Genomic DNA, 23,950 nt, shown 5'->3' on the forward strand with positions numbered 1-23,950 from the left:
GGTATCCACATCACTGGGCGGGGAAGGAGAACCGGTGCCCCGCGGCGGGGGCACCGGGAGCGGGCGGTCAGAAGTGGGGGTTCTCCGTGGGCCGGTCGGCCTCGGTGGCGGCCTGGAGCAGCTCGGCGAGGTCGCCGGGTTCGGAGGAGCGCTGGTCGATCCACCACCCGGCGCGGGTGATGGTGCGCCCGGCTTCCTCGATCTCCTCCCACCCCGCCTCGCCGGTCTCGTCTTCGAGGACAAGAGAGGTGTAGGCGGCGGCCAGAATCTGATGGCGGCAGCGCACACCCCAGGCGACGGCGCGCTCGGTCCCCTCCAGGGGCGGCATCCGGTACTGCTGCGACCAGGCGTCGGACTCGGCCTGCTCCTGGGCGCGCTTGGCCTCCAGCCAGGCGGCCTTGTCCTGCTCGTCGCCTTCCTTGGCGGCCCGCCAGCAGTCGGTGCACTCCTGCTTGGCCAGCCACTCGGCGAAGCCCGCGCGACGGTCGGCGGCCCGGTCGGACAGGTCGCGCTCGGCCTGGTGTCCACAGGAATGGGTAATCTGCCAGATGGTCTTCACGGCCATGGGAACTTCTCCTTAAGGGAGTTGGGTCAGCGGTTGCGGGAGAACGCGATGCGCGGGTCCGCCGGGCTGGCAGCCGCAGCGGGGGTCGCGGGAGCCGCGACCGGCGCCCTGCCGGGCAGGCCGGCACGGGCGGGGCTGGCGGCGAGAGCGGCAGCGGCGCGGAAGGGGTGCCTGGGGTTGGTGAAGCCCTCGCTGCGCTCAAGGTCCGCAGCTGTCGCCGGTGCAGGACGGCGACGGGCTGCTACGTCCTGGGCGAGGCGGGGCTGCACAGCGACCTGGAGGTCGGACCGGTGCATCGACAGCGTGGCTGCGGCGACCTTCCCGAGCGCCTTGTTGCGATCGATGGGGATGGGCAGCGTGTAGATGTCCAGGTCGCGGTTGAAGCGCCATCCGTGTGATTCGAGGATTGATCCGCCGTGTTCAACGGCGCCGATCGTGTCTGCGGTGGCTGCGACGATGCCGAGCTGCGGATGCTCGGCGAATGCGACGTCCGGCTCGACCTGTGGGGGCCGGGCGCGGGCGCGGGCCGGTTCGGAGGCCAGTGAGGGGTCGAACGCGGCGTCCACGTCGACCCGGTAGCCGGCCTTGCGCAGCAGCGCGACGGCCCGGGTGGCGCGGTCCTGCCCGTTGCGCTGCTGGTCGGCCAGCGCGTACAGGGCCGGGTGGCCCGGGACAGGCTGGAAGCTGAGGCCCTTCAACATCCAGTTGCTGGCGGCCAGTTGTCGGGGATTGCTGGCGACGATGCCGTAGTCGGGGTGGCGGCCGACTGCCACGTCGGGCAGCGAGTCGTGATCGGGCGCGGGCACGGCAGGTCCTTCCGGTGCGGAGGCGAAGACGGGAACGGGGAACGGGGCAGCGGGGTCTGCGGGAGCAGGTCATCGATGCGACTCCTCGGTGGTCAGCGGCGGTGACGGGGCGGAGGCTGGGAGGCTGGTGGCTGAGCGGAGGGTGGGGTGCCGGTCGGTGGCGTGTGCCGGGCCGAGGGCGAGACGGACCGGGCGGCCTGGGCACGCGAGGAGTTGTCATCTCGCACGGCCCGTGCTCCAGCGCGGGGGAGGAGCGGCCTGTCGGTGTGGCGGTCAGCCAATTCACCGCGCAGCGCCCGGACCTCCTCGGTGCTCCGCTCGATCTGGGTGGCCATCAGGTGCAACCGGTAGACGTGGCGTTCGGTGTCCGGGCCGTCCAGGTCCTGCCACCAGTCGGCAGCGGCGTGCAGGGTCTCCACTGCCTGGGCGAGCATGCCGTCCAGAGGCGAGGCGAACTCGTCCAGCGCCCCGACGACGTCCCGAGTGTGCAGGGCGTGGTCGCGGACGAACTGCGGGAGCTGGCCCAGGCCGAACAACTCCGCCCGGTTCAAATGGAGGGCGCGGGGGTCGTCGGACAGCAGCTGGGGCGGGCAGCGGACTCCGAAGCCCTCGAACCGCAGCGACTCGACGGCGCGGGTGACGGCGCGGTGCTGCCCGTCGGGATCGGCCATGGCCAGCGGCAGCCGGAAGAAGCGCCCGGTCGGGGCCTCGACGGGGACGAACCCGGCCCGGTACAGGCTCGGATGGGTGCCGACCTCGTTCAGGACGGGACGCGGATCGGGGCGCTGTGCGACACCGAGGTCGTCCAGGCGCCGGTCGACGGCGGCCAGCAGCGGCGCGATTCCCAGGTGGGCGTGATCGGGGCCGGTGGTCTGCGAGTCCCACCACATCTCACAGCCGGGCTCGCCCTCCCGCTCGGCCAGCGCGACCCAGGCACCTGGCGGCTGCTCCTCGGCGGGCTCCTGCGGCGGGGTGATCACCAGCTTCCTGCCTTCGGGCAGCGGCGCGTGGATGTAGGTGGCGCTGATGCCGTCTTCAAGCTCGCTGGGAAGGCCGCGTGACCGCAGGGCCGCGGTGATCTGCGGGACCCAACCCACCACCTGTGAGCGTGGTGAGGGTGACAGCGGCAGGCGGGGGCCGTCGATGCGGGCGGTGACCAGCTTGCCCTCTCGGGCGAAGCTGACGGTGGTGCGTTCCAACACGGCTGTGTCTCCTGGTGCGTGGGGTGGGACGGCCTTCAGCGGGTACGAGCCTGCGCGGATCGGCCGGTACCTGCTGGTAGAAGGGGTCAGCGCGAACGCCCGCAGGGCGGTGCCGAAGGCCCGCCGGGCGGGGGCGGTGGAGCGGCCGAGGGTCCGGTCCCGGGCCGAGTGGTGCGGGAGAGCGCCGCTCGGCTGCGTGTGGAGTCGGCCCCGGGTGAGGTGTGGGAGCGGACAACGGCCGGAGCGGGCAGGCGCTCGGCGTAGCGCAGGACCGTCGGCAGGTGCGCGCCGAGGGTCACGGCCGTGTCCCAGCCCTCCTCGTGGCGGATCTCGCGCGCCGCGTACAGCACCTGCTCGGCGGCCTGCGGCGGCAGGCCGGCGGTCGAGGTGGTGAGGAAGTCCTCCTGCAACCGCGCGGCCCTCGCGAGCGCCCCCTCGGCCAGGTGCACGCGGTACAGGTCGCCCGTGTTCGGTCCGGATGCCAGGCCGGCGTGCTCCAGGTTCGCGCCCAGGTGGGAGACGATGGCGGGGGCGCTGGTCAGGAGGGTCTCGACCTGCGCCCAGGCGTCGGTGTCGCGCCGGGCGGCGCGGTCGCCGTAGGCGGTGTCGTCCAGCGGGAAGCCCTGCTCGTCGGTGAGGTCGTCGCTGATCCCGTCCCAGTCGTTCAGCACCTCTGAGATCTCCTCACAGGCGCGGGTGGCGACGGCCAGGCGTAGCCGCCAGACGGCGTGGTCGTAGCGCGGCAGCAGCCGCGAGCGGATGTCCTCGGCAGCGCGCACCGGGTCCGTGCCCACGCTGATGCCGTCCGGGGAGCGCACGTCACCCCAGTCGCAGGCCGCATCGGCGAGCGAGGGGTCGCGCAGTGCCCCGACCAGCAACTGGCCCGGGTGCAGGGGCCGGTGGACGACGACCAGCCGTGCACCGCCGGGGCCGGTGAGGACTGCGGCCTCGGGGATCACGAAGTCCGTGAAGGCGTAGTGGAGCGTGCCCCAGTCCCACAGCTGCTCGGTCAGCTGCCGCTGCCGCTGGCTGTCGTGGAACGCGAGGAGTCGCTTCGACCAGCCGGGCATGCGGCTGGCCAGGGCAGTGGCGAAGGGGTCCAGCGGCATCCGGCCTGGCCGGGCGGAGGGCTCCTCGCCGGAGGTGGTGCGGTTCATCACGAGGTTCCTTCGTGGGTGCGGTCAGTGGGTGTCTGTGAGGTGTGGCGGTCAACGGGTGTGGCGGTTGACCGGCTGTTGTGCGGAGCGCGCGGCTGGAGCGCTCGGCTGCCGTGCACGGGTGGAACCGGGAGCAGCGGACCGCGTCAGGGCGGCGTCACGCCGCAGGTCCGCCGCTTGGCGGAGGGTGTTGACGCGGTGGCTGAGGTGGTCGGCGGCGCGGGCCAGTGCCGCGGTCTGATGGGCGAGGGGGGCGGTGTGGCGCCACGCCTCCTCGTTGCGCAGCGCGTCGACCTGCCCGGCCAACCGCTGACCGCCGCCGGGATGGGCGGCGTTCATCAGCGCCTGGACGTTCAGCCACTCCTCGCGTACACGGACGATCGCCCCGACGCGGTTGTTGAGGCCCGTCAACTGCCCTAGGTCCTCACTGATCGGGCCGGAGCGGTAGTCCTGGCGGCGGGCCGCTGCAAGTACCTGCGGCAGCATCGCGGGTACGCACTCCATGACGACCAGCAGGTGCTGCCAGGCGGCGGCGTTGCGTGCCATCACCGTGTCCGCGTACTGCCTGCCCGTCAGCTGGCCTGTTGGGACGAGGAAGCGGGGCAGGTCGTCGTACCAGGCGTCGGCCGTTTCCTGGAGTCCGGCAGCGGCGTTGGCCAGGGCGGTCACCTGCTCGTTCCAGTGCAGGCTCATTGCCGCGTCCCCGGCCTCTGCTGGGGCAGCGGGGGTTCCTCAGCCACAGTGAACTTCGGCAGGTTCTCGGCCATGCGGGCATCGGTGTCGAACAGCTCGCGCTCGGCGGGGTGGAGGATGTGCTGCGTGATGAAGGACCGCCCCGCGACCTTCCACAGCCCGCGCCCCTTGGTGAGCGCCGAAACGGCCTGGGTCTCGACTCCGGTCAGGCCGAGCAGGGAGGCGGCGGCGGAGAGTTGGTCGGGTTCCTGGCGGTAGATGATGCGGGTGGAGCAGTCCGCGAGCAGTCCCTCGGCCAGCACCCGGCCGCGCGAGCCGGCATCACCCGCGCTGAGTAGGTCGGACAGGCGGTGGATGACCATGAGGTTGGCGATGCCGAGACCTCGGCTGAGCTTCCACTGGCTCTGCATGCGCTCCAACAACCCGACGTGCCGCATCAGGCGCCATGCCTCGTCGTAGATCACCCAGCGTCGGCCGCCGTCCGGGTCGGCGAGGGCGGACTCCATCCAGGCACTGGCACACGTCATCGCCAGGACCAGCGCGGTGTCGTCGCCCGACCCGCCGAGGCGGGACAGGTCGATGGACAGCATCGGTGTGGTCGGGTCGAACGTGACGGTGCTGGGGGCGTCGAACATGCCGCTCAAGTCGCCGTGCACCAGGCGGCGCAGGGCGTGCGCGAGGTCCTGGGCGGCGGGGCCCATGTGCCCGCCCTGGTCGCCGAGGGCGCGGTCGAGGCGCTCGGGCGAGCCGAGGGTGTGGGCGATGTCGCCGAGCAGCGGCACCGTACCGCCGGCCTGAGCCTCGGCCACGACCTGGTCGAGCGCGAGGTCCAGCGCGGTGTGCTCCATCGGCAACAGGTCGCGCTTGAGCACGGTGCGGGCCAGGGCCGCCAGGAGCAGGAGGCGGCGCTTGCGGACTTCGGTCGACCAGTCGTCCTCGCTGACCGAGGCGGGTCGGGCCGGGGCATCCAGGGGGTTCAGCCTCCCCGGGAGCCCCGGTCCCAGCGCGATGCTGTAGCCGCCGAGGGCCTGCGCGACGGCTGTCCACTCTCCCTTGGGATCGCAGGGAACATAGACCCGGTAGCCGTGGGCGATCGACCTGGTGGCGATGGACTTGGCCAGCGCGGACTTGCCCGCGCCGATGATCCCGGCCAGGACGGCGTTCGGATTGGTGAAGCCCTCGATCCGGCCGCTGCTGTACAGCGTGAACGGGTCGAAGCAGAACGCCGCCTCGGCGTGCACGTCGCGGCCGACGAAGATCCCCTCCGCGCCCAGGCCACCCTCGGCGAGGAAGGGATAGGCCCCGGACACGGTGGCGGTGGTCATGCGGTGGGCGGGCAGGCTGAGCTTGCCGCCGCGCGCCGAGGAGGGGCCGGGGCGCCCCGACAGCGGGTAGGTCGGCCGTAGCTCCGGGTCGAGGATGTCCTGGTCGCGGCGCTTGGGCGGGGCCCCAGCGAGGCGTGCCTGGCGGCGGGCCTGGGCGAAACCGGCGCGGGCGGCACGCTGCTGGGCGCGTGATGCCTTTCGGGGGACGAACAGGGGGAGGCGCTGGCGCGGGTGCGGGGCATGAACGTTTCTCCTGGTGGAAGGCGAGGTCAGCGGCGGACGAGGCCGGTGAACGGGGTGTGCAGGTCGGCCGGGGTGGTGCGGCGGCGGACCAGGTGGGCGGTGCGCTGGTGGCGCTGGCAGATGGTCAGCTCGGGAGCGCCCTCGGGCAGGCCGGCCTGGCACGCCTCGCGTTCGGGGACTTCGCCGGAGTCGGGCCGGGGTGCCGCGTGGTAGGCGGCGTGGAGGTGGTCGGCGGCCTGCCAGATCCGGGTGCGGGCGGCGCGGAGCTGGTCGCCCTCGATCGGGACGAGCTGTCCGGTGCGGGCGGTATGGGCGTCGAGCAGGCCGTGCAGCGAGACGAGGTGGGCGTGCAGGGCGTCCAGCTCGGCACGGGTGGTGACCAGCGGGCCGCCGGGGATGTTGAGCGCGCGGTGGAAGTCGAGCGCGGCGGTGGCGAAGGGCACGAAGTCCTGCGCGGTCGGGCTGGGGGTGCGGGACATGGGGGTGCTCTTTCGGAAGGGGGGCGGGCCGGGATCAGGCGGCGAGGGCGAGCGGCATGGAGGCGGCGGTGAACGCCTCGGCCTGCTGCCAGGTGAGCGGCCGAAGGTCGAGCTGGGCGCCGACGGCCGCGGTCTCCACGACCGCACAGGCGGACCGCAGTTCCTCCTCGCTGTCGGCCGAGACGGTCAGCAGGCCGGTCAGCGCGACGTCCGCGTGCCCGGCGATGAGCTGGCGCTCGCGGGACTTGATGTCCTGGTACTCGATCGAGTCCGCTTCGGAGTCGACCTGGCCGCGCCGGGCCCGCTCGGCGGCATCGGCGATCACGCTGGCCTTCTTGCGCTGGACATCGCGCAGGGCCGCGTCCAGCCCCTTCGGCTCGTAGGAGAGCGACAGCGTGCGGCGGACCCCGGCGGTGAACAGGAGCTGATGCAGGAAGCCTGCCGAGGTCTCGGTCCGGGGCCAGTTCTCGACCCAGTACGTGCAGTGGACGGCGGAGTCGGTCGCGATGTGGTCCGACTTCTCGACGACCACGACCGGGCCGGCAGCGGCAGGCTCCGCCTCGGGACGCCCCGAGGAGGACCAGCGGTCGAGGCCGGCCAGGGCCTTGGGGTCGTACGCCGTGCGCACGACGGCCGCGATCTCGTGCGCGGTGAGCCAGCCGGTGGGGCTGAGCCCGGCCGTCCGCGCAGCCTGGTCGAACGTCGAGGTCAGCTGCGCCAGGACGCTGAAGGCCCCGGTCAGCCCGCCGCCGGCCTGGTTGATCAGGCGTCGCGCGGCCTTCGCGTCCAGGGACACCGCGACGTATGCCTCGTGGGGGGCAGCCGCCGGGCCGGCGCTGGCGATCAGCTCGCTGTAGATCGCGCCCGCCACCGGGGCGTCGGGCTGCCCGTGCTCCTCCCAGTACCGGCGCAGGGCGTCGCCGGAGTCGGGGACGGTGCGCTCGATCACCTGCACGCGGGCGACGTGTCCGGTACGGGCAAGAGCGGCCAGCGCGCGGCCCCAGCCGTGGACGTTGGCGTTCTGGGTGCCCGGGTCCAGCAGCGCGTAGGCGCGGGAGGAGACCTTGACGACGGCGGTCAGCGTGCCCGTGTGGGGGTTGTGGACGGCGCCGTACCGGCGGTCGGGGGCGGTGACCACGCGCAGGCTGGCTGCGGTGCCGGGCAGGTGCAGCAGTCCCTCGCGGACCGGACGGCGGGAGGGCCGCACCAGCCAGACCAGCTGGCCCCGCATCCGGCGCAGGACGTACCGGGTGACGATCGGGGCCCAGTCGGCCAGGGCCCGGCCCCGGTAGCGCACGAAGACGAACAGGGCGATGGCGGCCCACAGCGGGATGAGTTCGAGCGCGCCGGCCACGCCGCGGGTGAGGATCACGGCGAGCAGGAGCAGGCCGGTGAGGCTTGCGGCGATCAGCTGCGGGGCGGTCAGGCCGAGCAGGATGCCGCGCTTGCTGCGGTGGGGGAACTTGACGGTGGCCGGAGTGGCATCGGCCTGGGACTGGTCGGACATGGTGGTTCCAGAGGGTGGGAGCGGGCGAGGGGGCGGGGCGCGCAGCGCTCTTCTGGAGGTCATGGCAGGACTCCGTTTCGGCTGGTCAGCGGTGCGGTGGAAGGGGGCGGGCTGCTCGGCTGAAGGAGGCAGCCCGCCCCAGTGGTGGTGGGTCAGGACCCCGATGGCGGCTGGGTGGGGAACACCCACCTCGTCGCAGTCGCAGAACCGGTCGCCGACGGGCCGGTGGTGGGCGGCGGAGGTGCGGCAGGACCGCTGCCTGCCGGGGTGGGTGTGGCAGGCGGCGTGGAACCGGCGTCGGCCATGTTGGTGCCGGGAGCTGACACGCTGGCGGGCTGGGCGGAACCGCCGTCGCTCCCAGGAGCACTCCCTTCGGAGTTGCTGCCGCGCCGGGTGATGAGCGCCGGGATGCCCGGTCGCTGGATCAGGGCCCGGCCCTTGTCACCGGAGGCGTTCGGGTCCTCCCCGAAGCGGAAGCTGGTCTGCGGGCGCTCGGGACCGGGGTCGATGCCCTCCTTGCTGAGCCGGCCTCCGGAGGGGTCGATGCCGGAGGCGACCCCGTCGGCACCCATGCCCGGGACCTTGCTCGGGCCCTGGGGCGCGGGCGAGCCCGACCCCGCCTGCATCGCCAGGCTCCCCGCGGTCTTCGCAGCCCCGGCGGCGACCGCCACCCCGGCCACGCCGGTACGGTGCAGGTCGTCCCGGCCGCCACCCTCGGTCGCCCAGTGGACGAACTTATAGGTCGCGTAGGGGCACAAAAGGATCAACACCATGATGGTCAGGCCCGCCAGGGCGTCGGAGAGCGCGGACAGTCCGTCCTTGGAGTCGCTCTGCCCCATGGCCGAGACGCCGAGCAGGAACACGATCGTCATCAGCAGCTTGGAGACGACCAGGGTGGCGGTGGCCTCGATCCAGCCCCGGCGCCAGCGCTTGGCGACCTCCCAGCCGCCCCCGGCCCCGGCGAAGATCGCCAGGGTGACCAGGACGAGCACGCCGACCTTGCGGGCGACCATCACGCCCCAGTACATGAACGCGCCGATCGCGCAGCCCAGGGCCACCAGCGCGGGTATGGCCCAGCCGAGTTGGAACATCGGCCCCAGCTCGCTGACCTTGATGATCCGGCGCACGGCATCGCCGACCGAGGTGTTCGCGGCTTGGAACAGGCCGTTGGACAGCGCGTCCACCACGGTCACCGCTACGGCCGTGAAGCTGACCGCGCAGAAGGAGAACAGCACGCCGGTCATCGTGCCCACCGCCGCCTGTGCCAGGGCGCGTTCATCGCGCCGCCAGGCAGCGAGGATGAGCTGGAGGCAGAACGTGCCCACGGTCAGGACCAGGCCGATGGGCAGGATCAACTCGTAGTTGCTCCGGAACCAGCTCGCGTTCAGGTCGATGGTGGTGGTGGCGTTGACCGCCTTCGCGGCCAGGTCGGCGCCGCTGGACGCCAGGTCACCCATCGACTCGGCGATCCACGCGCCGATCCCGTTGGTGACCGCTCCGGCCGGATTGTTGGCGAAATCGACAGCGTCGCAGACGCTGTTCATCAGGGGGAGGTCGCAGACTCCCATGAGGGTACCTCCTTTCTTTCTGGAGCGGTGGTCAGGGCGCGACGGCCGGAAGGACTCCGGCCAGCGCGCAGGAACGGGAGGGCCAGCACTGGACGGCCAGGGTCATCGACATGCCCTGCTCGCCGCCCTTGGGTGCGCCGTTCCAGGCGATGGTCTGGTTGCCGGTCACGGTCACGGCGTAGACGTACGCGGTGGTGATCGCGCCGGGATCCGCCTGCAGGGCCTGAGTGAAGGACTGCGGGAAGTACGCCCCGGAGACCGTGGCGGTGGCGAACTGGCCCTGCTGGGCCATCTCGCGCCAGACCTGGACCGAGGGAACCAGGGTGTCCACCGACGAGGCGTCGGCGTACTGGGACTGAGGGGTGAGCCAGCGCCCGAGCGCGGTCAGCAACTGCGGCTGGGTGTAGGCCCGGGTGTCGTAGGACCACAGCGCCGCTGCCGCCGCCTTCGCGTAGGCCACCGGGTCACCGGTCGAAGGCGGTACGGGCAACGAGCCCTCGCCCCGGGACGAGGGCGAAGCCGAAGGAGGAGAGGACACTGTGGCGGAGTGGGACGGTGCGGATGAACTCGACTGCGGGCTGGCAGCCTTGGTTGCAGCGCGGGGGGCACGGGTGAGGTAGGCGGCCAGGCCGGCGAGAGCCAGCAGGACGGCCAGGACAGCGGTGCCGAGCAGCGCCCGGTGGCGCACGCGGGATGCGCCACCGGGGTTGCCGCTGCGGGACGCAGAGACGAGGGAACGATTCTGCATGATCAGTGGACCTGCGTCCCCAGTGCCGAGAAGAACTCGACCACGCCGTTGGCCGCACCCAGCAGCAGGGCCGCGCCGGCGGCGACCAGGACGCCCTTCTTGCCGTTGGCCTCGGCCTGGTGGCCGCCGGAGTGGTGACCCCAGGCCCACACGCCCGCACTGACCGCGAGCGCCCCGACCACGAGGATGATCGCGAAGAGGTTGATGCTGCCCATCACCTCCTTGAGGACCGCCAGGCCGGGAAGCCCGCCGTCGGCAGGGGTGATACCGGGGTTGTAGGCAAGCTGAACCGCCTGCTTGGCGAGAGACATTGAGAACTCCAGTTCGATTATGGGGTCGCAAAAGCGAGCCCGGGGGCAGAGCGGGGATTGTGAGAGGGGGGTGGGGGAGGCGCCGGTCAGACGACTCGGCGGGCCGCGACAAGCTGCGACTGCCAGGAGGCCAGGGTGTCGATCGAGACCACGGCACCCGTGTGCGGCGCGTTGATGATCAAGCCGGAGCCCATGTAGATACCGACGTGGCCGGGATTGGCGGCGGTCCCGTCCGAGCCGGTGGTGAAGACCAGGTCGCCGGGCTGCAGGGCGTTCAGGGGAACCGCCGTCCCCTGGTCGACCTGGGTGAAGGTGGTGCGGGTCAGGCTCACCCCGGCGGCCCGGTAAGCCTGTTGCACCAGGGACGAGCAGTCGCACCGGCCCATCGGGTCCGACCCGTGCGGGTCTGTGCAGGACCCGCCCCACTGGTACTGCGTGCCGAGCTGGCCCATTGCCCACCGGATCGCTGTCTGGACCTGCGGCGGCGCGCTGGTGGGGATGGTGTAGCCGTCCGGGACGCTGCCGGGAGGGATCGGCCCGAACCCGGAGCCGTCACCGTCTGCCGAGCACCCTCCTGTGCCATCCGTCGGCGATGGGCCGGTTGACGGGGCGGGTGAACCGGACGTACTGGGGCTCGGCGTCGCGCCGGCACCGGGTGACAGCAGCGGGGCGATGGCCTGCTGTAGAGCGGTCGCCAGCGGTTCCCACTTGGCGTAGGCACCTGGGTAACCCGACTTCTGGACTGCCTGGGCCGCCTGGGTGACGGTCATGGACTGCCACCCCGAGACCTGCAAAAGTGCCTGGTAGAAACGGGTACTGGCGTAGACCGGTTGCATGATCTGCTCGGCCGTCCCCCATCCCTGCGAGGGCCGCTGCTGGAACAGCCCCAGGCTGTCGCGGTCCCCGGAGGCCAGGTTGCGAAGTCCGCTCTCCTGGAGGGCGGTTGCCAGTGCCACCACCTGACCCCGGGCGGGGATGTGCATGGCGATGCCGGTGGCGGTGATGGTCTCGGCGTTCGGGACCTGCTCCGTCGGGTCGTCCAGGCCGGGCACCGATACGGTTCCCTTGCCACGGCCCGCCAGGATCGACTGCACCTGGGTGGCCACGGCTGCGGTATCCACAGCCTGTGGACTATCCGACGTGCAGGCAGCAGCAGCGATCCCGGACGAGGCGAACAGAATCGGGGCGGCCAGCAGCAGCGGGCCGGTGGCAGCCAGACCGACCACGGCACCGACGGTCTTCTTCATCGCTGTCGCCGTTCGCAGCGGCAGACGGCCTGGGCAGGCGATGGCGTCGGGGCAGGGCGTAGGTGTATCAGGACGTGCTGCATCGCAGCGTCTCCTCGGGGGTTCGTAGGAGGCGCGGTGCCGACCTCTCGTGCAAAGCCGTCGGCACCGCGCCGATGTGAATCCGCCTCTCAGGGCGGGCCCGCGTCAGGGGAGTTGGTAGCTCCCGGACACCGGTCTCGGGTCAAGCGCGGCAGCCAGCCGCGCTCGTAATCTCAGGCGGTACACCGGGTCTCCAAACGGCTTCGGGAACGAGGGGGCAAGGTGCCCTCCTTACCGCCCTCATGGACGAGGCAGCACGGATCAGCACAGGTCAGCAGAGGTGGAGTTGGGCTCCGTCCCGGTGACATGGCCAGACAGTAGACCGGGATTCCGGCCGCACCAAACGGCTGCCGAACCGGAGCCCGAAGCGCGACACGGCCGGTTAGGTCCGGCCGGAAATCACGGCTAACGTCCGGCACAACCCCGCTCCGAGTAGCCGCTGTTGAGTGCCGTCCGGAGCGGACCCAGTCCCGCCGCGCCCTGAAAGAGACCCCGCACATGAGCTACACACTGCACCGAGGCGACGCCCTGACCGTGCTGAAGACCCTCCCCGACGAGAGCGTCAACGCCGTCATCACCGACCCCCCGTACAACTCCGGCGGACGCACCAGCTCGGACCGCACCAGCCGCACCGCCCGCGCCAAGTACGTCACCAGCGGATCCGCGCACGACCTGCAGAACTTCCCCGGCGAGAACCGCGACCAGCGCTCCTACCGCAGCTGGCTCACCGCCCTGCTCACCGAGGCGTACCGGGCATCGACCGAGCACGCGGTCGCCCTCGTCTTCTCCGACTGGCGCCAGGAACCGACCACCTCCGACGCCCTGCAGATGGCGGGCTGGACCTGGAGCGGCACGATCCCGTGGATCAAGCCCGCCAGTCGGCCCCGCAAGGGCGGCTTCAAGCAGTCGGCGGAGTTCATCACCTGGGGCGTCAAGGGCAGCCTGGCCAAGGACCGGGAGCTGTACCTGCCCGGCCATTTCATCGCCTCCCAGCCCCGCAAGGGCCGTGTGCACATCACCCAGAAGCCGGTCGAGATCATGCAGCAGCTCGTGCAGATCTGCCCCGAGGGCGGCACCGTGCTCGACCCCTTCACCGGCAGCGGCTCCACGGGCGTCGCCGCCCTGCGCGAGGGCCGGAAGTTCGTGGGAGTCGAGTTGTCCTCGCACTACGCGGCCGTCGCCGAGCAACGGCTCCAGGCAGAGCTGACTCAGGACGACTTCGTCCTGGCCGGACCGGAGGCGTGATCATGAGACCCACCACGCCGGGGCCGACGAACCGCAGACGCACAAGGGCGGCTGGAGCATCGAGAAACCGATGCACCAGCCGCCCTTCCTCTTGCGTCAGGCCGCCTCGAACGCCCGCCGGATCAGCGGTCCCGCCTTCTCCAACGTGGCAGCCGAACAGATACGCACCTCCAGGTCGCCCGTCCCGAGGTGGCCGATGCCGCGCATGTCACGGGAGAAGCCCTCCTCCAGCTCCACCGTGTCCGGGTCGAGCCTGAGATAGACCAGGATCACCTCGTGCTTGGGACGGAAGATCACCGAGGCGAGGTTCACCATCCGCCGATAGGCGATGTAGTGCCTGAGCGGGGCCACCTCTACCTCGCCCCACGCGGTCAGGGCCTCGTCCAACTCGGCGTACAGGTCGTGCAGGCAGGCCGGGACCTGGACCGAGGTAGTCCGGACCGACGGTTTCTCGTCTGCTGCGCCGGCACCTACCGTCTCCTCCAGGTCCCGTCGCTGACGTCGAGAGGGAGCGGAGCGGGCAGCGCCGGGTACGGACTCGATCAGCATCAGGCCCAGCAGCCCGCCGTCGAAGATGCGATAGCGCACCAGGTCGATCCGTTCGTGCAGGCGGTTCACCGCCACTCGGTCGTGGTGCGAGAAGCTCGCCGCGATGCAGACCATCCGCGGGTTCCGCCAGTCGACCGCTTCGGCCGCGTCGGCACCCAGCTTCTCCTTCACCAGGGCTTCGAACTCGTGATGAGCCGAGTCCAGCCACGACAGGTAGGAGACGGCCTGCGACACGACCCCGCTGTCGGAGCCCTTCTTGTACTCGATTTTACCGACCGCAGGAACTCGGATACCGGCTCTGAACTGCGACTATTCATAGACTACATGTACGTGACGGTGCCTCACCATCTTCTGGCATCGCCCGATGGAGTGGTTCTCGACTTCGTGTCCCAACCTCGCCTTGGGGGCGGCGGGACACTGTCGGCAGTTCTGGACGTCGCCGGGGCATCATGGGGGTATGCCGCCCGCTCCCGTTGATCCGCGATCGTTGAATGCAGCCGAGAGGGCCGTGCTGGAACACATCCTGGCCAGCGACTTCACTGGTTCCTCCGAGCTTCGGAGCCAGATCGGTTAGGCGGAGGTCGTGGCCGCCTGGTCGCCCGGATCGGTGAGTGTCGAGCTGAGAGTGCTCGGACCCGCGTCGCGGGCTCCGCTGGACGCTGGTCTTGTCCCGGTGGGCGCGCAGGTGCTCGACGAGTTCGGCGAGCTGCTCGTATGGATCGAGGACGGGGTGCTGGCTGCGCTCGAATACGCCTGGATCACCGACGAGATGCCCGCCGCGCTATCCGCCGTCGAGAGAATCCGGCTCACGCCCGACCTGTGACCGGAGACGACGCTCCGGCACGCGATGTCTGCTGAACCACGCCCAGTGACTCGGCGATCCGGGCTTCGAGGTCCGCGACACGACGGCCTTGGAAGCGGAGGTCTCGACTGCTTCGCCTGAGGTGGCTCTGGCTATGGGGGTGCCGCAGTCTTTCCCGTCAGGCCCGGAGAGGATGGGGGCCATGATGCACGAGGATCAGGGGCGGGACCTGTTCGGCCGCACGGCGGCGCACAATGCCGTCGTGAATGGCGATGTCGCTGAGTCGAGGGCGACGTTGGAGCGCGGGGCGGATCCGGACGCTGTGGACAAGGCAGGTTGGACGCCGTTGCACTTCGCCGCGCAGGCCCAGGAAGCGCAGGCCGCTGAGGTGCTCCTATCGGCCGGCGCGTCGGCGGACGTGGCTGATCGGCATGGCAGCACCGCGCTCTGGCGGGCGGTGTTCACCTTCCGGGGCGAGAGCGCGACACTTCGCGGACTGGGCGTGAGAAGCGGCTGCCCACCTTGACTACCGGGTTTCCGTCGAGACGGGGTCGAGGAAGAAGAGGCACTGAGTCGCGTTGAATTCGCCCACCTTGGCGACGAAGTGGAACTTATCGCCCGCGCGGAGGGTGGCGGGGATCTTCTTGCCGGTCAGTTTTAGGTCAAAGACGTTGACGTTCTCGTACTTGAAGGCCGGGCCGACCGTCGTGTTCGGTCCCTTGTCGCCTGGGCCCAGGAGGATGTCGTAGCGGGTCGCGTAACTACCGTGGTGCACCATGTTCACGATCGAGCCGTCGAACGCGACCGTCTTGCCCGCGTACTTGGTCGCGAAGTCCAAGTTCGCGCTATCGCAATAGTCCATCTTCAGCAGCGCCGCGAACTCCGGGTTGTTCTGCGGCGTGATCACATCAGGGGCAGCCGGCTCGGCCGTGGTCGGAGCCGGAGTCGGCGTAGCGGAAGGCTTCTCGCTCGCAACGGCTGGCGACTTGTCTGACTCGTCCTTCTTCGTGCTTCCGCCGCTGAGCGCAGAGGCGACCCCGATGACAACGGCGAGGATCACGAGGACGGCAGCCACCGCCCCGATCAGGAGCCAGGGCAGCGGCTTCTTCGGTCGACGGAAGTTGAGAGTGGAGCGCAGTACGCCCTGGGCTTGGTCTACGAGTTCCCAGCCGTCGTTCTGCATCTTCGAGATCACCCGACCGTCGACGCCGCGAACGGTCTGCACGGTCTTGTACTCGTACCTGATGTCGTCGGCCATGCGGTCCGCGCCCCCTAAATAAGCTGTTCTTACCAACTGCCTCGCGAGCATAGGGGACTCGGCGAGGAACTCGGCACCACCGATGTCGCCCTCGGCCCCGAACTCGCCGTTCGGCCCAGCGAGCACTCGGTCGGGGCGCTGCTCGACGCCCGGGAGAACCTGACCGACACCATTGCCGCCCGGGCGATGATGTGCGTCCACGGGGACGCCGACCTGGGCAAGATCCTGGCCCTGAAGCGAGCTGGCCATCTCCCGGGAGATGAGGCTCCGCTTCGGATCGCACCAGATCGAGCTGCACCCATGGTCGGAACTCGCGGCGGAAGTACAGGCATTCAGACTGGCCGCATGGCCGCAGGCTAACCTCGGCAAGGCGACCGAGCTGTTGGGCCAGGTCATTGCCGAGGTCAGGGCTTCCGATCAGGGCCTCCTTCGGATCCTGTTCGCGAGTGGCTGGTGTCTGACGGCCCCGCCCGACGACGAGCGTTCCGCATGGGGCGTGTCAGTCCGATTCCATGAGTTTCTCCACGTCCGGCCCGGCGGCGAAGTACGGGTGAGCGGTCCCCGCGAGATCAGGACGTAGTTCGCGCTGGTTGAGCGATCTGGGCTTCGAGGTCGGCGACGCGGCGGTCCTGGAAGCGGAGGTTGGAGCGGGCGGCCTTCAGCCGCTCGTCGAGGGACCGGTTGTCGGCCGTGAGCTGGCGGACGCGCTGCTTGAGGGTGGTGTTCTCGGTGGTGACCCGCTGGATGGCCTCCTGGGTCCACTTGGCTTCCAAGTCACTTACCTGTCCGAGGAGTTCGCCGATGCGGGTGCGCTGGGTGAGGATCTCGGCGTGGGCGGCCTTGAGGGCGTCCTCGGCGTTCAGGGCCCGCTCGCGCCAGGTCGCCTCGCGTGCCTCGTCCTGGTCAGTGACCATCTGGGTCCGTCGTTCACCGGCCTCGGCCATCGCTGAGGCGACTGCGGCTCTGGCGTCGGGGTGGTCGTAGAGGAAGGTGCGGGAGACGTTCGCGCGGCGGGCGACGGCGGAGACGCTGACCTGGGTCTTCTCGCGGCGGAGCCGGGTGATGGCGTCGCGGACTCGTCCGAGCGCGGCGTCGGTGGTGCGGTGGCGGGCGGCCAAGGCGGCGGCCGTGCGCCGGTCGGGGGCGGTGGTGGTCACGCGCATCGCTCCTGTTCGTCGGTGGTGTCGTCGGCCCGGTCCTGCTCGTCGCCGGCGGTCTGGGCGAGGTCGGCGGCGCGGAAGGCGGTGGACCAGACGCGGTGGAAGTAGTCCTGGGGTTTGCGCAGGTCCAGGGCGAGGGCGTCGTCGAGGAGGCCGAGGCCGGCCAGGGCGCTCTCCAGGCCGTCGATGGCGCGGGCGGTGGGTTCGAAGTAGCGGTGGAGGTAGTGGGCGGTGGCGTCGTCGGGAGAGCCCTCAGCCAAGAGTCGCCACTGCTCGCGCTTGCGCCGCCAGTAGAGGAGGTCGGCGCCGGACAGGACGAACTTGTCGCAGTTGTGGCAGTCCAGGTTCCATGGACAGGCGCCGCCCTCGACGACGGGCTGGAAGGTGCAGAAGCCGCCCTCGGCCGGGGTACTGCGGCGCGACAGGTCGATCGCCAGGGCCTGGGCCTGCTCGCGGGTGAGTGGAGTGGTGCCCTCGGTGAGGAGTTCTCCGGGGTTGGCGGTGCCGGGGCCGGTGACCCAGACGCGCTGGAGGACATCGTCGAGGTCGGACTGGGTCAGGTGGACATAATGCTCCGCCATTCGATCACTAACCTGCCCCATGTATCGGCGGATGTGCGTCAGGCTCGCCCCGGCCCGCAGCAGCCGGGTCGCCAGGGTATGCCGGGCTTGGTGGGCGACGTAGTGGCCTCCCAGGTCGAGGTCGGTGATCCAGTTACGCAGGCCGGTATGGAACCAGGTGTAGGACAGGGCGCGACGGCCGTCCGGGTTGAGCATGTCGGTGGGGAACAGGGCCAGGTGGACGCGCTCGGCGGGGGTGGGCGCGCGTCCGGCGTGGCGGTCGGCGAAGCGAGCCAGGGTCTTGCGGCGGCGTTCCTCAAGCCGGTCCATGAACCGGTCGGGGATGCGGATGGCCGCGTTCAGGTTGCCGACCTTGGTCTGGTCGTGCCAGAGCACGGGCAGCCCGCCGTATCGGCCGATGCAGTCCAGGTGGAGCTGGATGACCTCGTTGGCGCGACGGCCGGTGATGATGATGGCCTCCCACATATCCCGCAGGCCGCGGTCGTGCGGGTCGTGGTCTTCGGCGAGTCGCCGCAGGTTGCTCTCGTCCGCGAGAGCGCGGGCGACCTCGTCGGGGAAGGGGTTGCGGCTGCGGGGCGTGCCCGGGCCGCCGACCGGCACGGCGGTGATGAAGGCGCGGTTCAATCCGATCCGCTCGGCGCTGCCGTTGTCCAGCGCGCCGCGCAGCACGGCCCGGCCGTAGTTGAGCATCATCCGGCGCTTGTTCTCGGTGACCGTCGACTTCTTGCCGTCCAGGCGGGCCTGGCCGCGGAAGTCAAGGCCGAGACGTTCGCGGTTGCGCAGGTCCGCGACGAAGCGGTGGGCGTGCTCTTCGCGCAGCGCCCTGGGATCGTGGCCGCCGTCGGGGGCTTCGGCCTCCAGGAACGCGCTCAGCTCTGCGCCCGCGCGGCGCAGGTAGTCCACCGGCTGGGCGCTGCGCGGGCAGGAGGGCGAGCGCAGCACGTCGGCGATGTGGTCCCACAGCAGGTCGCGCAGCCACCGCTGGGAGACACAGGTCAGGTCGACGTAGCTGGAGCGGTGGGGGAAGCGCACGCCGAAGTGCTCGGTCTCGATGTAGCCGCCATCGCGGGTGTCGCCGGGGCTGAAGTAGACCTTCCGCAGGGCTTCTTGCATCCCACCGACCATGCGCTGGTGGTAGTCGCGGTGGAAGACGGTCGGGTCCAGGCCGGCCAGGGACGCCACGTCTCCACGCTGGCACTCGTCCGCGAGCGACTGCACCCACGTCAAGTTCCATACAGAGGTGGGCTGCAGGCCGTGGGCATACATGCCCCACTGGAACTCGGCCCGCAGCAGGGGCCGCAGTCCGCGCAGGTTGACCTGTCCCGTGCGGTGCACCGGCAACTGCGCGCGGCCCCAGGCGCGGAAGACGATCTGGTCCTCGCAGGTGACAGGGACAGGGCGGTCGTGCCGCTCGAAGGTGGCGAAGAAGTTCTTCGGCAGCCGGGCCCCGCCCGGACGCCCGGCCCGGATGTAGCCGCGCTCGTGGGCGCCGCACAACCCCAGCGGCGATGCGGCCAGTTCGTCGCACACCTCCGCGCGGCACTCGCCGTAGCCCGGGCAGGGCTGCTGGTCGGCCAGCCACCTCTCGAACTCCCCGTCCTCCTCACGGGCGCCGGTGTTGCGCTTGAGGTGGCTCAGCCACCGGTTGCGGTGCCGGAAGCACACCGCCAGGCGCAGGCTGAAGGCCGGTCGCTGCGGGCAGATCCGGCACATCATCTCCTCCGGGGCCTCCCACGCCGCCAGCGGCTCCGCTCCGCGCAGGAACTGGACCCGGGTCATCCCGCCTGCCTCTGCCTCCTGCCACTGATCGGCGTGCACCGAGCACATCGCGTAGCGCCGCCAGCGCGACCGCGCGCAGTCAGGGACCGTGCAGCTCCACGGATAGACCGGGTGGGTCGGCGGGATCTTCAGGACCCCGCCGCGCAGCGCCGGGTCGAACTCGGGTCCGTTGATCAGCACGGTGAGCACCTCCAGCCGGTCCCGTTGTGCGCGGGCATCCGGCCGTGGCAGCAGGGAGGGCGCGGTCACTGGGCCCCACCCCAGACCGTGCGCAGGGCGGCGTCGAAGGCCGGGGCGTGGATATCGACATGCCCGTAGACCTCGTCGACCATCGTGGCCGAGGCCCAGCCACCGGCGTCCCGGGCGATCAGCAGGTTGCCACCGGCCGCGTCGAGCACCGCAGAAGTGAAGTTGTGGCGGAAGGCATGGGGTTTCACGACGCCGAGCCCGGCGCGTTTCCCGGCCCGGCCGAGCATCCGGCGGGCTCCGACCGGCGCCCATGGCTGTCCCGAGTTCTTGCCATGGAGCTGGACCAGGAGCATGCCGTGCCCGGCGGTGCCGCGCGGATACTCACCGCCCGTGAGGTACTCGAAGTAGGTGTGCACCATCGCCGGGCTGACTCGCTTGATCAGCCCGCCGGTCACCGTGCCGCCCTCGATCCGCCAGGGGAGCTTGGTCTTCGCCTCGGCCCGGTTCGGGTTGCCGGGGCGGTGGCAGACGTGGACGTGCGGGGCGCGGCACTCCCCGCAGGCTGCGTTCTCGCGTAGGTGCAGGTCCACCAGGTGCAGCCCGCAGAGCTCGCCGATCCGCAGGCCGCCGTCGGCCAGCCAGGTCACCAGCAGCCGGTCGCGGGCGGCGTTCACCGCCGCCAGGAGCTTGTCCCGCGCGCCGTCGGGGAGCATCTTCGGGTGCCGGCGGCGCGGCCGGGTCGGGGCGAGCGGGTTGGTGGGCAGGGAGGTCTTCACGTGTCCCAGGAACGCGCGGCGTCGGTCCGCCCGTGTGGGCAGCCGCGAGGTGTCGAGCTTCTTGCCGAGCTCGCCGTTCACGCCCAGGGACGACTGGTGCAGGTAGAAGCCCTTCAGGCAGGCAGCCGCGGTCGACAGCGCGGAGCGGCCGTAGGGGCGCTTGCCGATCCGCCACGGTTCGCCGAGCGGCATGCGGACCTCCGCGCCGACGATGCCCATGTAGCGCTCAAGGTCCCGCAGCACGACCTTCTCGAAGGCCAGGCACTCGCGCTCCAGCCACCGCAGATGGTCCACCAGGTAGTACGCGTAGGTCCTCTGCGTCCCCGAGCCGTCGTGCACGCGCAGGAACCGGTCCGCCTCCGCGTGAAGACTGCCTTCGGGCCAGACGATCGTCCACGACCGCCGCCCGTCCTCTCGTTCGATCTGCTGGACCCTCAGGTCCCCGACCACCACTCGCCGTGCCACTTGTCCTCCGTACCGACTCCGGAACATGACGGGCGCTCCGGACACGGTCGGTAAACGAGCCCGCGACGCCCAAGTCACAGGCCCAGACGGACATCACGAGCAGCACTACCTGCGGTCGGTAAACTCGATCACCACCGGGCTGCTGTTCTCGTCGAGCCCGAGCGTGTCGATCCGACCCCGGTGCCACGGTCCCGTCGGATACTCCGAGGCCAAGAAGCGGATGCCGAGCATCGACTCCAGCCCCGCCTCGACCCGACGCTGCAGCTCAACCTCCAGCGCCACCGTTGAGCCCCGAAGCTCGACGTCCCGGCCATCGACATCCTGCCGGAACAGCATCAGGTCGGTCACCAGCGTCCCCCTCCCGCGATCACTACACGAGACCCAATCGCGAACGAACGGAAGGTATTCCGCTTCTCGGTGCCCGATTCCCCGCGGCGACTACGATCGGGCGACCAAGACGTCGACGGGCCGCCTCAATCTGCGGTCGTTTGAAAGGAAGGCGTGTGTCCCAGTCGCCGAAGGCCGGTGGGCAGCTGCGGTTTCAGGCAGTCGGATCTGACGGTCGAAGCTCTGCCTCGTGGACCGTGTTCGCGAACGGCACCGTTTCCGACGTCTACATCGCGGCCCGGCCGATCGCAGGAAAGATCAAGGTCAGCCTCCACGAATTCTTGTTACGAGCTCCAAGGGATTGGGAGGCTTTCGCTGCTGATTCTCGGATTCGCGACCGCTGCAAGGGTAGCGAACAGTTGGTGTAGCGCCGAGGGGTGCGGCAGCGAAGGGAGTGAGGGCTTCGGCGAGGGTGGTGGGCGCGGCGGGGATGCCGCTGAGGGTGCCGGGGGGTCCGCCTGACTTGCGGCGGTTCAGCGACACCGTGGGGCGGGCGATGGCATGCCGGAATCGGAGGGAGAGGTACCGGCCTTCGCTCTGGGGTGGGCGCGCGCTGGTCATATCGCTGGCGAGCCTCGGACGGATCCTGGGGGTCAACGCCCATCGTGCCGGAAGCCAACCTGACGCCGCTGACAGGCATGCTCGTCACGCACCCGTCAGGCAGGTTCTGGTGGCCGCCTCTACCCGCTGGGCGAGCGCTTCGATCATGGCGGGGTGGGTTCCGAGCGGACGTGCGGCGGCGTCTGCGCCGCAGTCGTTGATCCGGTCGGCGAAAAGGCCGGGAGCCAACAGCCAGGTGGCGACCGATACCCGCTGGGCTCCCCGGGAGCGGGCGTCCGCGACCGCCTCGGCGACGGTGGGCCGCGCGGACGCCGCCCAGCCTACGGACACTGCCGTGCCGAGGCGGCGGCCCAAGGTCTGGGCCAGTGCGGTGACCTCTGCTCGGGCGGCTGGGTCGCGGGAGCCGGCCGCGCCCAGGACGACTGAGTCGTCGGGCCCCGCACCGGCCTCGGCGAGCCGGTCCGTCAATGCGGTGAGGAGAGTCGAAGCCGGGCCCGGTGGCGGGGTGACCACCGTGTCGGTGCGGCCGGAGCCCAGGATCTGGGCTGGGATGTCGGTGTGGACGTGATGGCCGCTGGACAGGAAGGCCGGTACCAGGACCGGGGTACGGTCGGCCGGTGTGCTCCTGAGCACGTCCGCGATGGTGGGGCCGTGAACATCCGCGTAGGCGGGGTGCACTGGCAGTCCGAGTCGGTCGGCGAGAGCGAAGGCCAGGTCCTGCGTCACCACGGTCCCTGCTGGGTTGCGGGTGCCGTGAACAGCGAGGACCACGGAGATCGGCGACGGCATGCGGCAGGTCCTCCCATGGGCGGTGCGTGGTGGGCGTGGCGGGCTACTTCTGTGCGGCCGGGCCGCGCCTGCGCAGGTAGACGCCCCAGGTCAGGGCGAGGCACAGGCCGTAGTAGCCGAGGAAGGCCAGGTAGGCGGCGTTGCCGTTGTGGGCGTTGAGGAAGGACTGGCGGATGGCGAGGTTGACCAGGACGCCGCCGAAGGCGCCGATCGCGCCGGCGATGCCGATCAGTGAGGTGGCCTGGCGCTGGGATGCCTGCTCGGCCTCGGTCTGGCGTACGCCGGTCAGTACCTCGGCGCGGGCTTTGGCTTGGAAGATGGCTGGGATCATCTTGTAGGTGGAGCCGTTGCCGATGCCGCTGAACACGAACAGGGCGATGAATCCGGTCAGGAACAGCGGCAGCGAGTGTTGCCCGGAGGCGATCAGGACCGTGCTCGCGCCCAGGGCCATTGCGGCGAAGTTCCAGCAGGTCACTTGGGGTCCGCCCCAGCGGTCGGCCATCCGGCCGCCGATCGGGCGTACCAGTGAGCCGAGCAGCGGGCCGAGGAAGGTCAGATAGGCCGCCTTGAGGGGGGTGTCGAACTGGGTGTGGAACTGGACTTGGAGGACCTGCCCGAAGGCGAAGCCGAAGCCGATGAAGGAGCCGAAGGTACCGATGTACAGCGCGGACATCACCCAGGTGTGCGGTTCACGGCAGATGTCGCGCAGGGCGTGCCGCGGGCCTGCGGGGGTGTCGAGGTTGTCCATCCGAAGGGCGGCGCCGAGCGCCACCAGGACGATCAGTGGCACGTAGACCAGGGGCAGCAGTCGCGGGTGGGTGGCGCCCGCGGTGGCCAGGATCAGCAGGCCGACGAGTTGTACGGCTGCGACGCCTATGTTGCCGCCTCCCGCGTTGATCCCCAGTGCCCAGCCCTTGAGGCGTTGTGGGTAGAAGGCGTTGATGTTCGCCATGGAGGAGGCGAAGTTGCCGCCGCCGACTCCGGCCACGGCGGCCAGCGCCAGCAGGGCGGTGTAGGAGGCGCCGGGCCTGAGCAGGGTGCCGGCCAGCACGGTGGGGATCAGCAGCAGCAGTGCGCTGGCGATGGTCCAGTTGCGTCCGCCGAAGCGGGCCACAGCGGTGGTGTAGGGCAGGCGCAGCAGTGATCCGGCGGCTGTGGGGACGGCGGTGAGGACGAACTTCCCGGCTGTGTCGATGTGGTACTGGGGTCCGAGGAAGAGCACCAGGACCGACCACAGGCTCCAGACGGAGAATCCGATGTGTTCGGACAGTACGGAGAAGACCAGATTGCGCCGGGCCACCGCAGCGCCGGTGTGCTCCCAGAACTGCGGGTCCTCGGGCTGCCATTCGGTGATCCTGCGGGACCGGATCCGGGACGGGGCCGTTGTGGTGGCGGCGTGCGGGTCATGGACTGTCGCGCTCATGGTTGCCTGCCTTCGGCGGAGGGTTGCGGCTGCTGCTGATTGGTCCCCGACGCT

The 23,950-nt window shown here is 70.6% G+C and carries 22 protein-coding genes and 2 pseudogenes; 4 read left to right on the forward strand and 20 right to left on the reverse strand.

From position 1 onward, the window contains the following. Positions 1-67: 67 nt before the first annotated feature. From GXW83_RS02595 to GXW83_RS02650, 12 genes are all read right to left on the reverse strand, one after another. Positions 68-565, reverse strand: a complete 498-nt coding sequence (locus GXW83_RS02595; RefSeq protein WP_182441252.1) for a hypothetical protein — start codon at positions 563-565, stop codon at positions 68-70. Between the two features lie 26 nt (positions 566-591). Further along, positions 592-1,371 carry a hypothetical protein gene (locus GXW83_RS02600; protein ID WP_182441253.1) on the reverse strand — a complete coding sequence of 260 codons (780 nt, stop codon included), beginning with the start codon at positions 1,369-1,371 and terminating at the stop codon, positions 592-594. Positions 1,372-1,463: 92 nt separating this feature from the next. Further along, positions 1,464-2,573 (reverse strand): hypothetical protein, encoded by a 1,110-nt coding sequence (locus GXW83_RS02605; RefSeq protein ID WP_182441254.1) that lies wholly within the window; start codon positions 2,571-2,573, stop codon positions 1,464-1,466. Positions 2,574-2,659: 86 nt separating this feature from the next. Then, a complete protein-coding gene (locus tag GXW83_RS02610) occupies positions 2,660-3,730 on the reverse strand; it encodes a hypothetical protein (RefSeq protein WP_182441255.1) in 1,071 nt (356 codons plus the stop codon). Between the two features lie 51 nt (positions 3,731-3,781). Next, positions 3,782-4,423: a hypothetical protein gene (locus GXW83_RS02615; RefSeq protein ID WP_182441256.1), complete on the reverse strand. Its 642-nt coding sequence runs from the start codon at positions 4,421-4,423 to the stop codon at positions 3,782-3,784. After that, complete coding sequence (locus GXW83_RS02620) at positions 4,420-5,961, reverse strand: ATP-binding protein (protein WP_225447419.1); 1,542 nt, start codon at positions 5,959-5,961, stop codon at positions 4,420-4,422. Before GXW83_RS02620 ends, GXW83_RS02615 begins: the two co-directional genes overlap by 4 nt. A gap of 56 nt (positions 5,962-6,017) precedes the next feature. After that, positions 6,018-6,470, reverse strand: coding sequence for a DUF6238 family protein (locus GXW83_RS02625; protein ID WP_182441257.1), 453 nt, complete (start codon positions 6,468-6,470; stop codon positions 6,018-6,020). Between the two features lie 34 nt (positions 6,471-6,504). Continuing rightward, positions 6,505-7,977, reverse strand: a complete 1,473-nt coding sequence (locus GXW83_RS02630) for an SCO6880 family protein (RefSeq protein WP_182441259.1) — start codon at positions 7,975-7,977, stop codon at positions 6,505-6,507. A gap of 152 nt (positions 7,978-8,129) precedes the next feature. Further along, entirely contained in the window at positions 8,130-9,545 is a 1,416-nt protein-coding gene (locus GXW83_RS02635; protein ID WP_182441261.1) for an ATP-binding protein, read from the reverse strand. A 31-nt stretch (positions 9,546-9,576) separates the two neighbouring features. Next, positions 9,577-10,293: a hypothetical protein gene (locus GXW83_RS02640; protein WP_182441263.1), complete on the reverse strand. Its 717-nt coding sequence runs from the start codon at positions 10,291-10,293 to the stop codon at positions 9,577-9,579. Between the two features lie 2 nt (positions 10,294-10,295). Further along, on the reverse strand, positions 10,296-10,604 hold the full coding sequence (locus GXW83_RS02645; protein WP_182441265.1) for a DUF6112 family protein: 309 nt from the start codon (positions 10,602-10,604) through the stop codon (positions 10,296-10,298). Between the two features lie 86 nt (positions 10,605-10,690). Next, complete coding sequence (locus GXW83_RS02650) at positions 10,691-11,851, reverse strand: C40 family peptidase (protein WP_182441267.1); 1,161 nt, start codon at positions 11,849-11,851, stop codon at positions 10,691-10,693. Positions 11,852-12,430: 579 nt separating this feature from the next. Between GXW83_RS02650 and GXW83_RS02655 the strand changes: the two genes are divergently transcribed. Next, positions 12,431-13,177 carry a site-specific DNA-methyltransferase gene (locus tag GXW83_RS02655; RefSeq protein WP_182441269.1) on the forward strand — a complete coding sequence of 249 codons (747 nt, stop codon included), beginning with the start codon at positions 12,431-12,433 and terminating at the stop codon, positions 13,175-13,177. Positions 13,178-13,273: 96 nt separating this feature from the next. Here GXW83_RS02655 and GXW83_RS02660 read toward each other — a convergent pair. Beyond that, a pseudogene (locus GXW83_RS02660) lies at positions 13,274-13,993 on the reverse strand (DUF5655 domain-containing protein); the annotation flags it as partial. Between the two features lie 406 nt (positions 13,994-14,399). Here GXW83_RS02660 and GXW83_RS33720 point away from each other — a divergent pair. Beyond that, on the forward strand, positions 14,400-14,549 hold the full coding sequence (locus GXW83_RS33720) for a hypothetical protein (protein ID WP_225446707.1): 150 nt from the start codon (positions 14,400-14,402) through the stop codon (positions 14,547-14,549). Between the two features lie 181 nt (positions 14,550-14,730). Next, the gene (locus GXW83_RS02670) at positions 14,731-15,054 is read left to right on the forward strand and encodes an ankyrin repeat domain-containing protein (RefSeq protein ID WP_182441275.1); all 324 of its coding nucleotides are present in this window, start codon (positions 14,731-14,733) and stop codon (positions 15,052-15,054) included. On the opposite strand, the gene GXW83_RS02675 is transcribed toward GXW83_RS02670, so the two are convergent. Then, a complete protein-coding gene (locus GXW83_RS02675) occupies positions 15,055-16,035 on the reverse strand; it encodes a DUF4839 domain-containing protein (RefSeq protein WP_225446708.1) in 981 nt (326 codons plus the stop codon). 10 nt (positions 16,036-16,045) lie between these two features. Here GXW83_RS02675 and GXW83_RS35235 point away from each other — a divergent pair, with 10 nt between their 5' ends. Next, positions 16,046-16,366 (forward strand): DUF6188 family protein, encoded by a 321-nt coding sequence (locus GXW83_RS35235; protein WP_225446709.1) that lies wholly within the window; start codon positions 16,046-16,048, stop codon positions 16,364-16,366. On the opposite strand, the gene GXW83_RS02680 is transcribed toward GXW83_RS35235, so the two are convergent. The 6 genes and pseudogenes from GXW83_RS02680 to GXW83_RS02705 form a co-directional block, all read right to left on the reverse strand. Further along, complete coding sequence (locus GXW83_RS02680; RefSeq protein ID WP_225446710.1) at positions 16,356-16,943, reverse strand: DUF6262 family protein; 588 nt, start codon at positions 16,941-16,943, stop codon at positions 16,356-16,358. The two genes, GXW83_RS35235 and GXW83_RS02680, sit on opposite strands and share 11 nt — an antisense overlap. Then, a complete protein-coding gene (locus GXW83_RS02685) occupies positions 16,940-19,555 on the reverse strand; it encodes a site-specific integrase (RefSeq protein WP_182441280.1) in 2,616 nt (871 codons plus the stop codon). Before GXW83_RS02685 ends, GXW83_RS02680 begins: the two co-directional genes overlap by 4 nt. Beyond that, on the reverse strand, positions 19,552-20,736 hold the full coding sequence (locus GXW83_RS02690; protein ID WP_182441282.1) for an integrase: 1,185 nt from the start codon (positions 20,734-20,736) through the stop codon (positions 19,552-19,554). Before GXW83_RS02690 ends, GXW83_RS02685 begins: the two co-directional genes overlap by 4 nt. A gap of 120 nt (positions 20,737-20,856) precedes the next feature. Next, positions 20,857-21,084: pseudogene (locus tag GXW83_RS02695) on the reverse strand (hypothetical protein); the annotation flags it as partial. 684 nt (positions 21,085-21,768) lie between these two features. Beyond that, complete coding sequence (locus tag GXW83_RS02700; RefSeq protein ID WP_182441286.1) at positions 21,769-22,473, reverse strand: sirohydrochlorin chelatase; 705 nt, start codon at positions 22,471-22,473, stop codon at positions 21,769-21,771. Between the two features lie 43 nt (positions 22,474-22,516). Further along, complete coding sequence (locus tag GXW83_RS02705; protein ID WP_182441288.1) at positions 22,517-23,896, reverse strand: NarK/NasA family nitrate transporter; 1,380 nt, start codon at positions 23,894-23,896, stop codon at positions 22,517-22,519. Between the last annotated feature and the right edge of the window lie 54 nt (positions 23,897-23,950).

The sequence above is a fragment of the Streptacidiphilus sp. PB12-B1b genome (genome assembly GCF_014084125.1).
GTDB lineage: Bacteria > Actinomycetota > Actinomycetes > Streptomycetales > Streptomycetaceae > Streptacidiphilus.

Coding starts and splice junctions, on each gene's coding strand:
- GXW83_RS02595 (WP_182441252.1), bottom strand. CDS start 565: ATGGCCGTGAAGACCATCTGGCAGATTACCCATTCCTGTGGACACCAG.
- GXW83_RS02610 (WP_182441255.1), bottom strand. CDS start 3,730: ATGAACCGCACCACCTCCGGCGAGGAGCCCTCCGCCCGGCCAGGCCGG.
- GXW83_RS02615 (WP_182441256.1), bottom strand. CDS start 4,423: ATGAGCCTGCACTGGAACGAGCAGGTGACCGCCCTGGCCAACGCCGCT.
- GXW83_RS02625 (WP_182441257.1), bottom strand. CDS start 6,470: ATGTCCCGCACCCCCAGCCCGACCGCGCAGGACTTCGTGCCCTTCGCC.
- GXW83_RS02630 (WP_182441259.1), bottom strand. CDS start 7,977: ATGTCCGACCAGTCCCAGGCCGATGCCACTCCGGCCACCGTCAAGTTC.
- GXW83_RS02635 (WP_182441261.1), bottom strand. CDS start 9,545: ATGGGAGTCTGCGACCTCCCCCTGATGAACAGCGTCTGCGACGCTGTC.
- GXW83_RS02640 (WP_182441263.1), bottom strand. CDS start 10,293: ATGCAGAATCGTTCCCTCGTCTCTGCGTCCCGCAGCGGCAACCCCGGT.
- GXW83_RS02645 (WP_182441265.1), bottom strand. CDS start 10,604: ATGTCTCTCGCCAAGCAGGCGGTTCAGCTTGCCTACAACCCCGGTATC.
- GXW83_RS02650 (WP_182441267.1), bottom strand. CDS start 11,851: ATGAAGAAGACCGTCGGTGCCGTGGTCGGTCTGGCTGCCACCGGCCCG.
- GXW83_RS02655 (WP_182441269.1), top strand. CDS start 12,431: ATGAGCTACACACTGCACCGAGGCGACGCCCTGACCGTGCTGAAGACC.
- GXW83_RS02670 (WP_182441275.1), top strand. CDS start 14,731: ATGATGCACGAGGATCAGGGGCGGGACCTGTTCGGCCGCACGGCGGCG.
- GXW83_RS02675 (WP_225446708.1), bottom strand. CDS start 16,035: ATGGCCAGCTCGCTTCAGGGCCAGGATCTTGCCCAGGTCGGCGTCCCC.
- GXW83_RS35235 (WP_225446709.1), top strand. CDS start 16,046: ATGAGGCTCCGCTTCGGATCGCACCAGATCGAGCTGCACCCATGGTCG.
- GXW83_RS02700 (WP_182441286.1), bottom strand. CDS start 22,473: ATGCCGTCGCCGATCTCCGTGGTCCTCGCTGTTCACGGCACCCGCAAC.
- GXW83_RS02705 (WP_182441288.1), bottom strand. CDS start 23,896: ATGAGCGCGACAGTCCATGACCCGCACGCCGCCACCACAACGGCCCCG.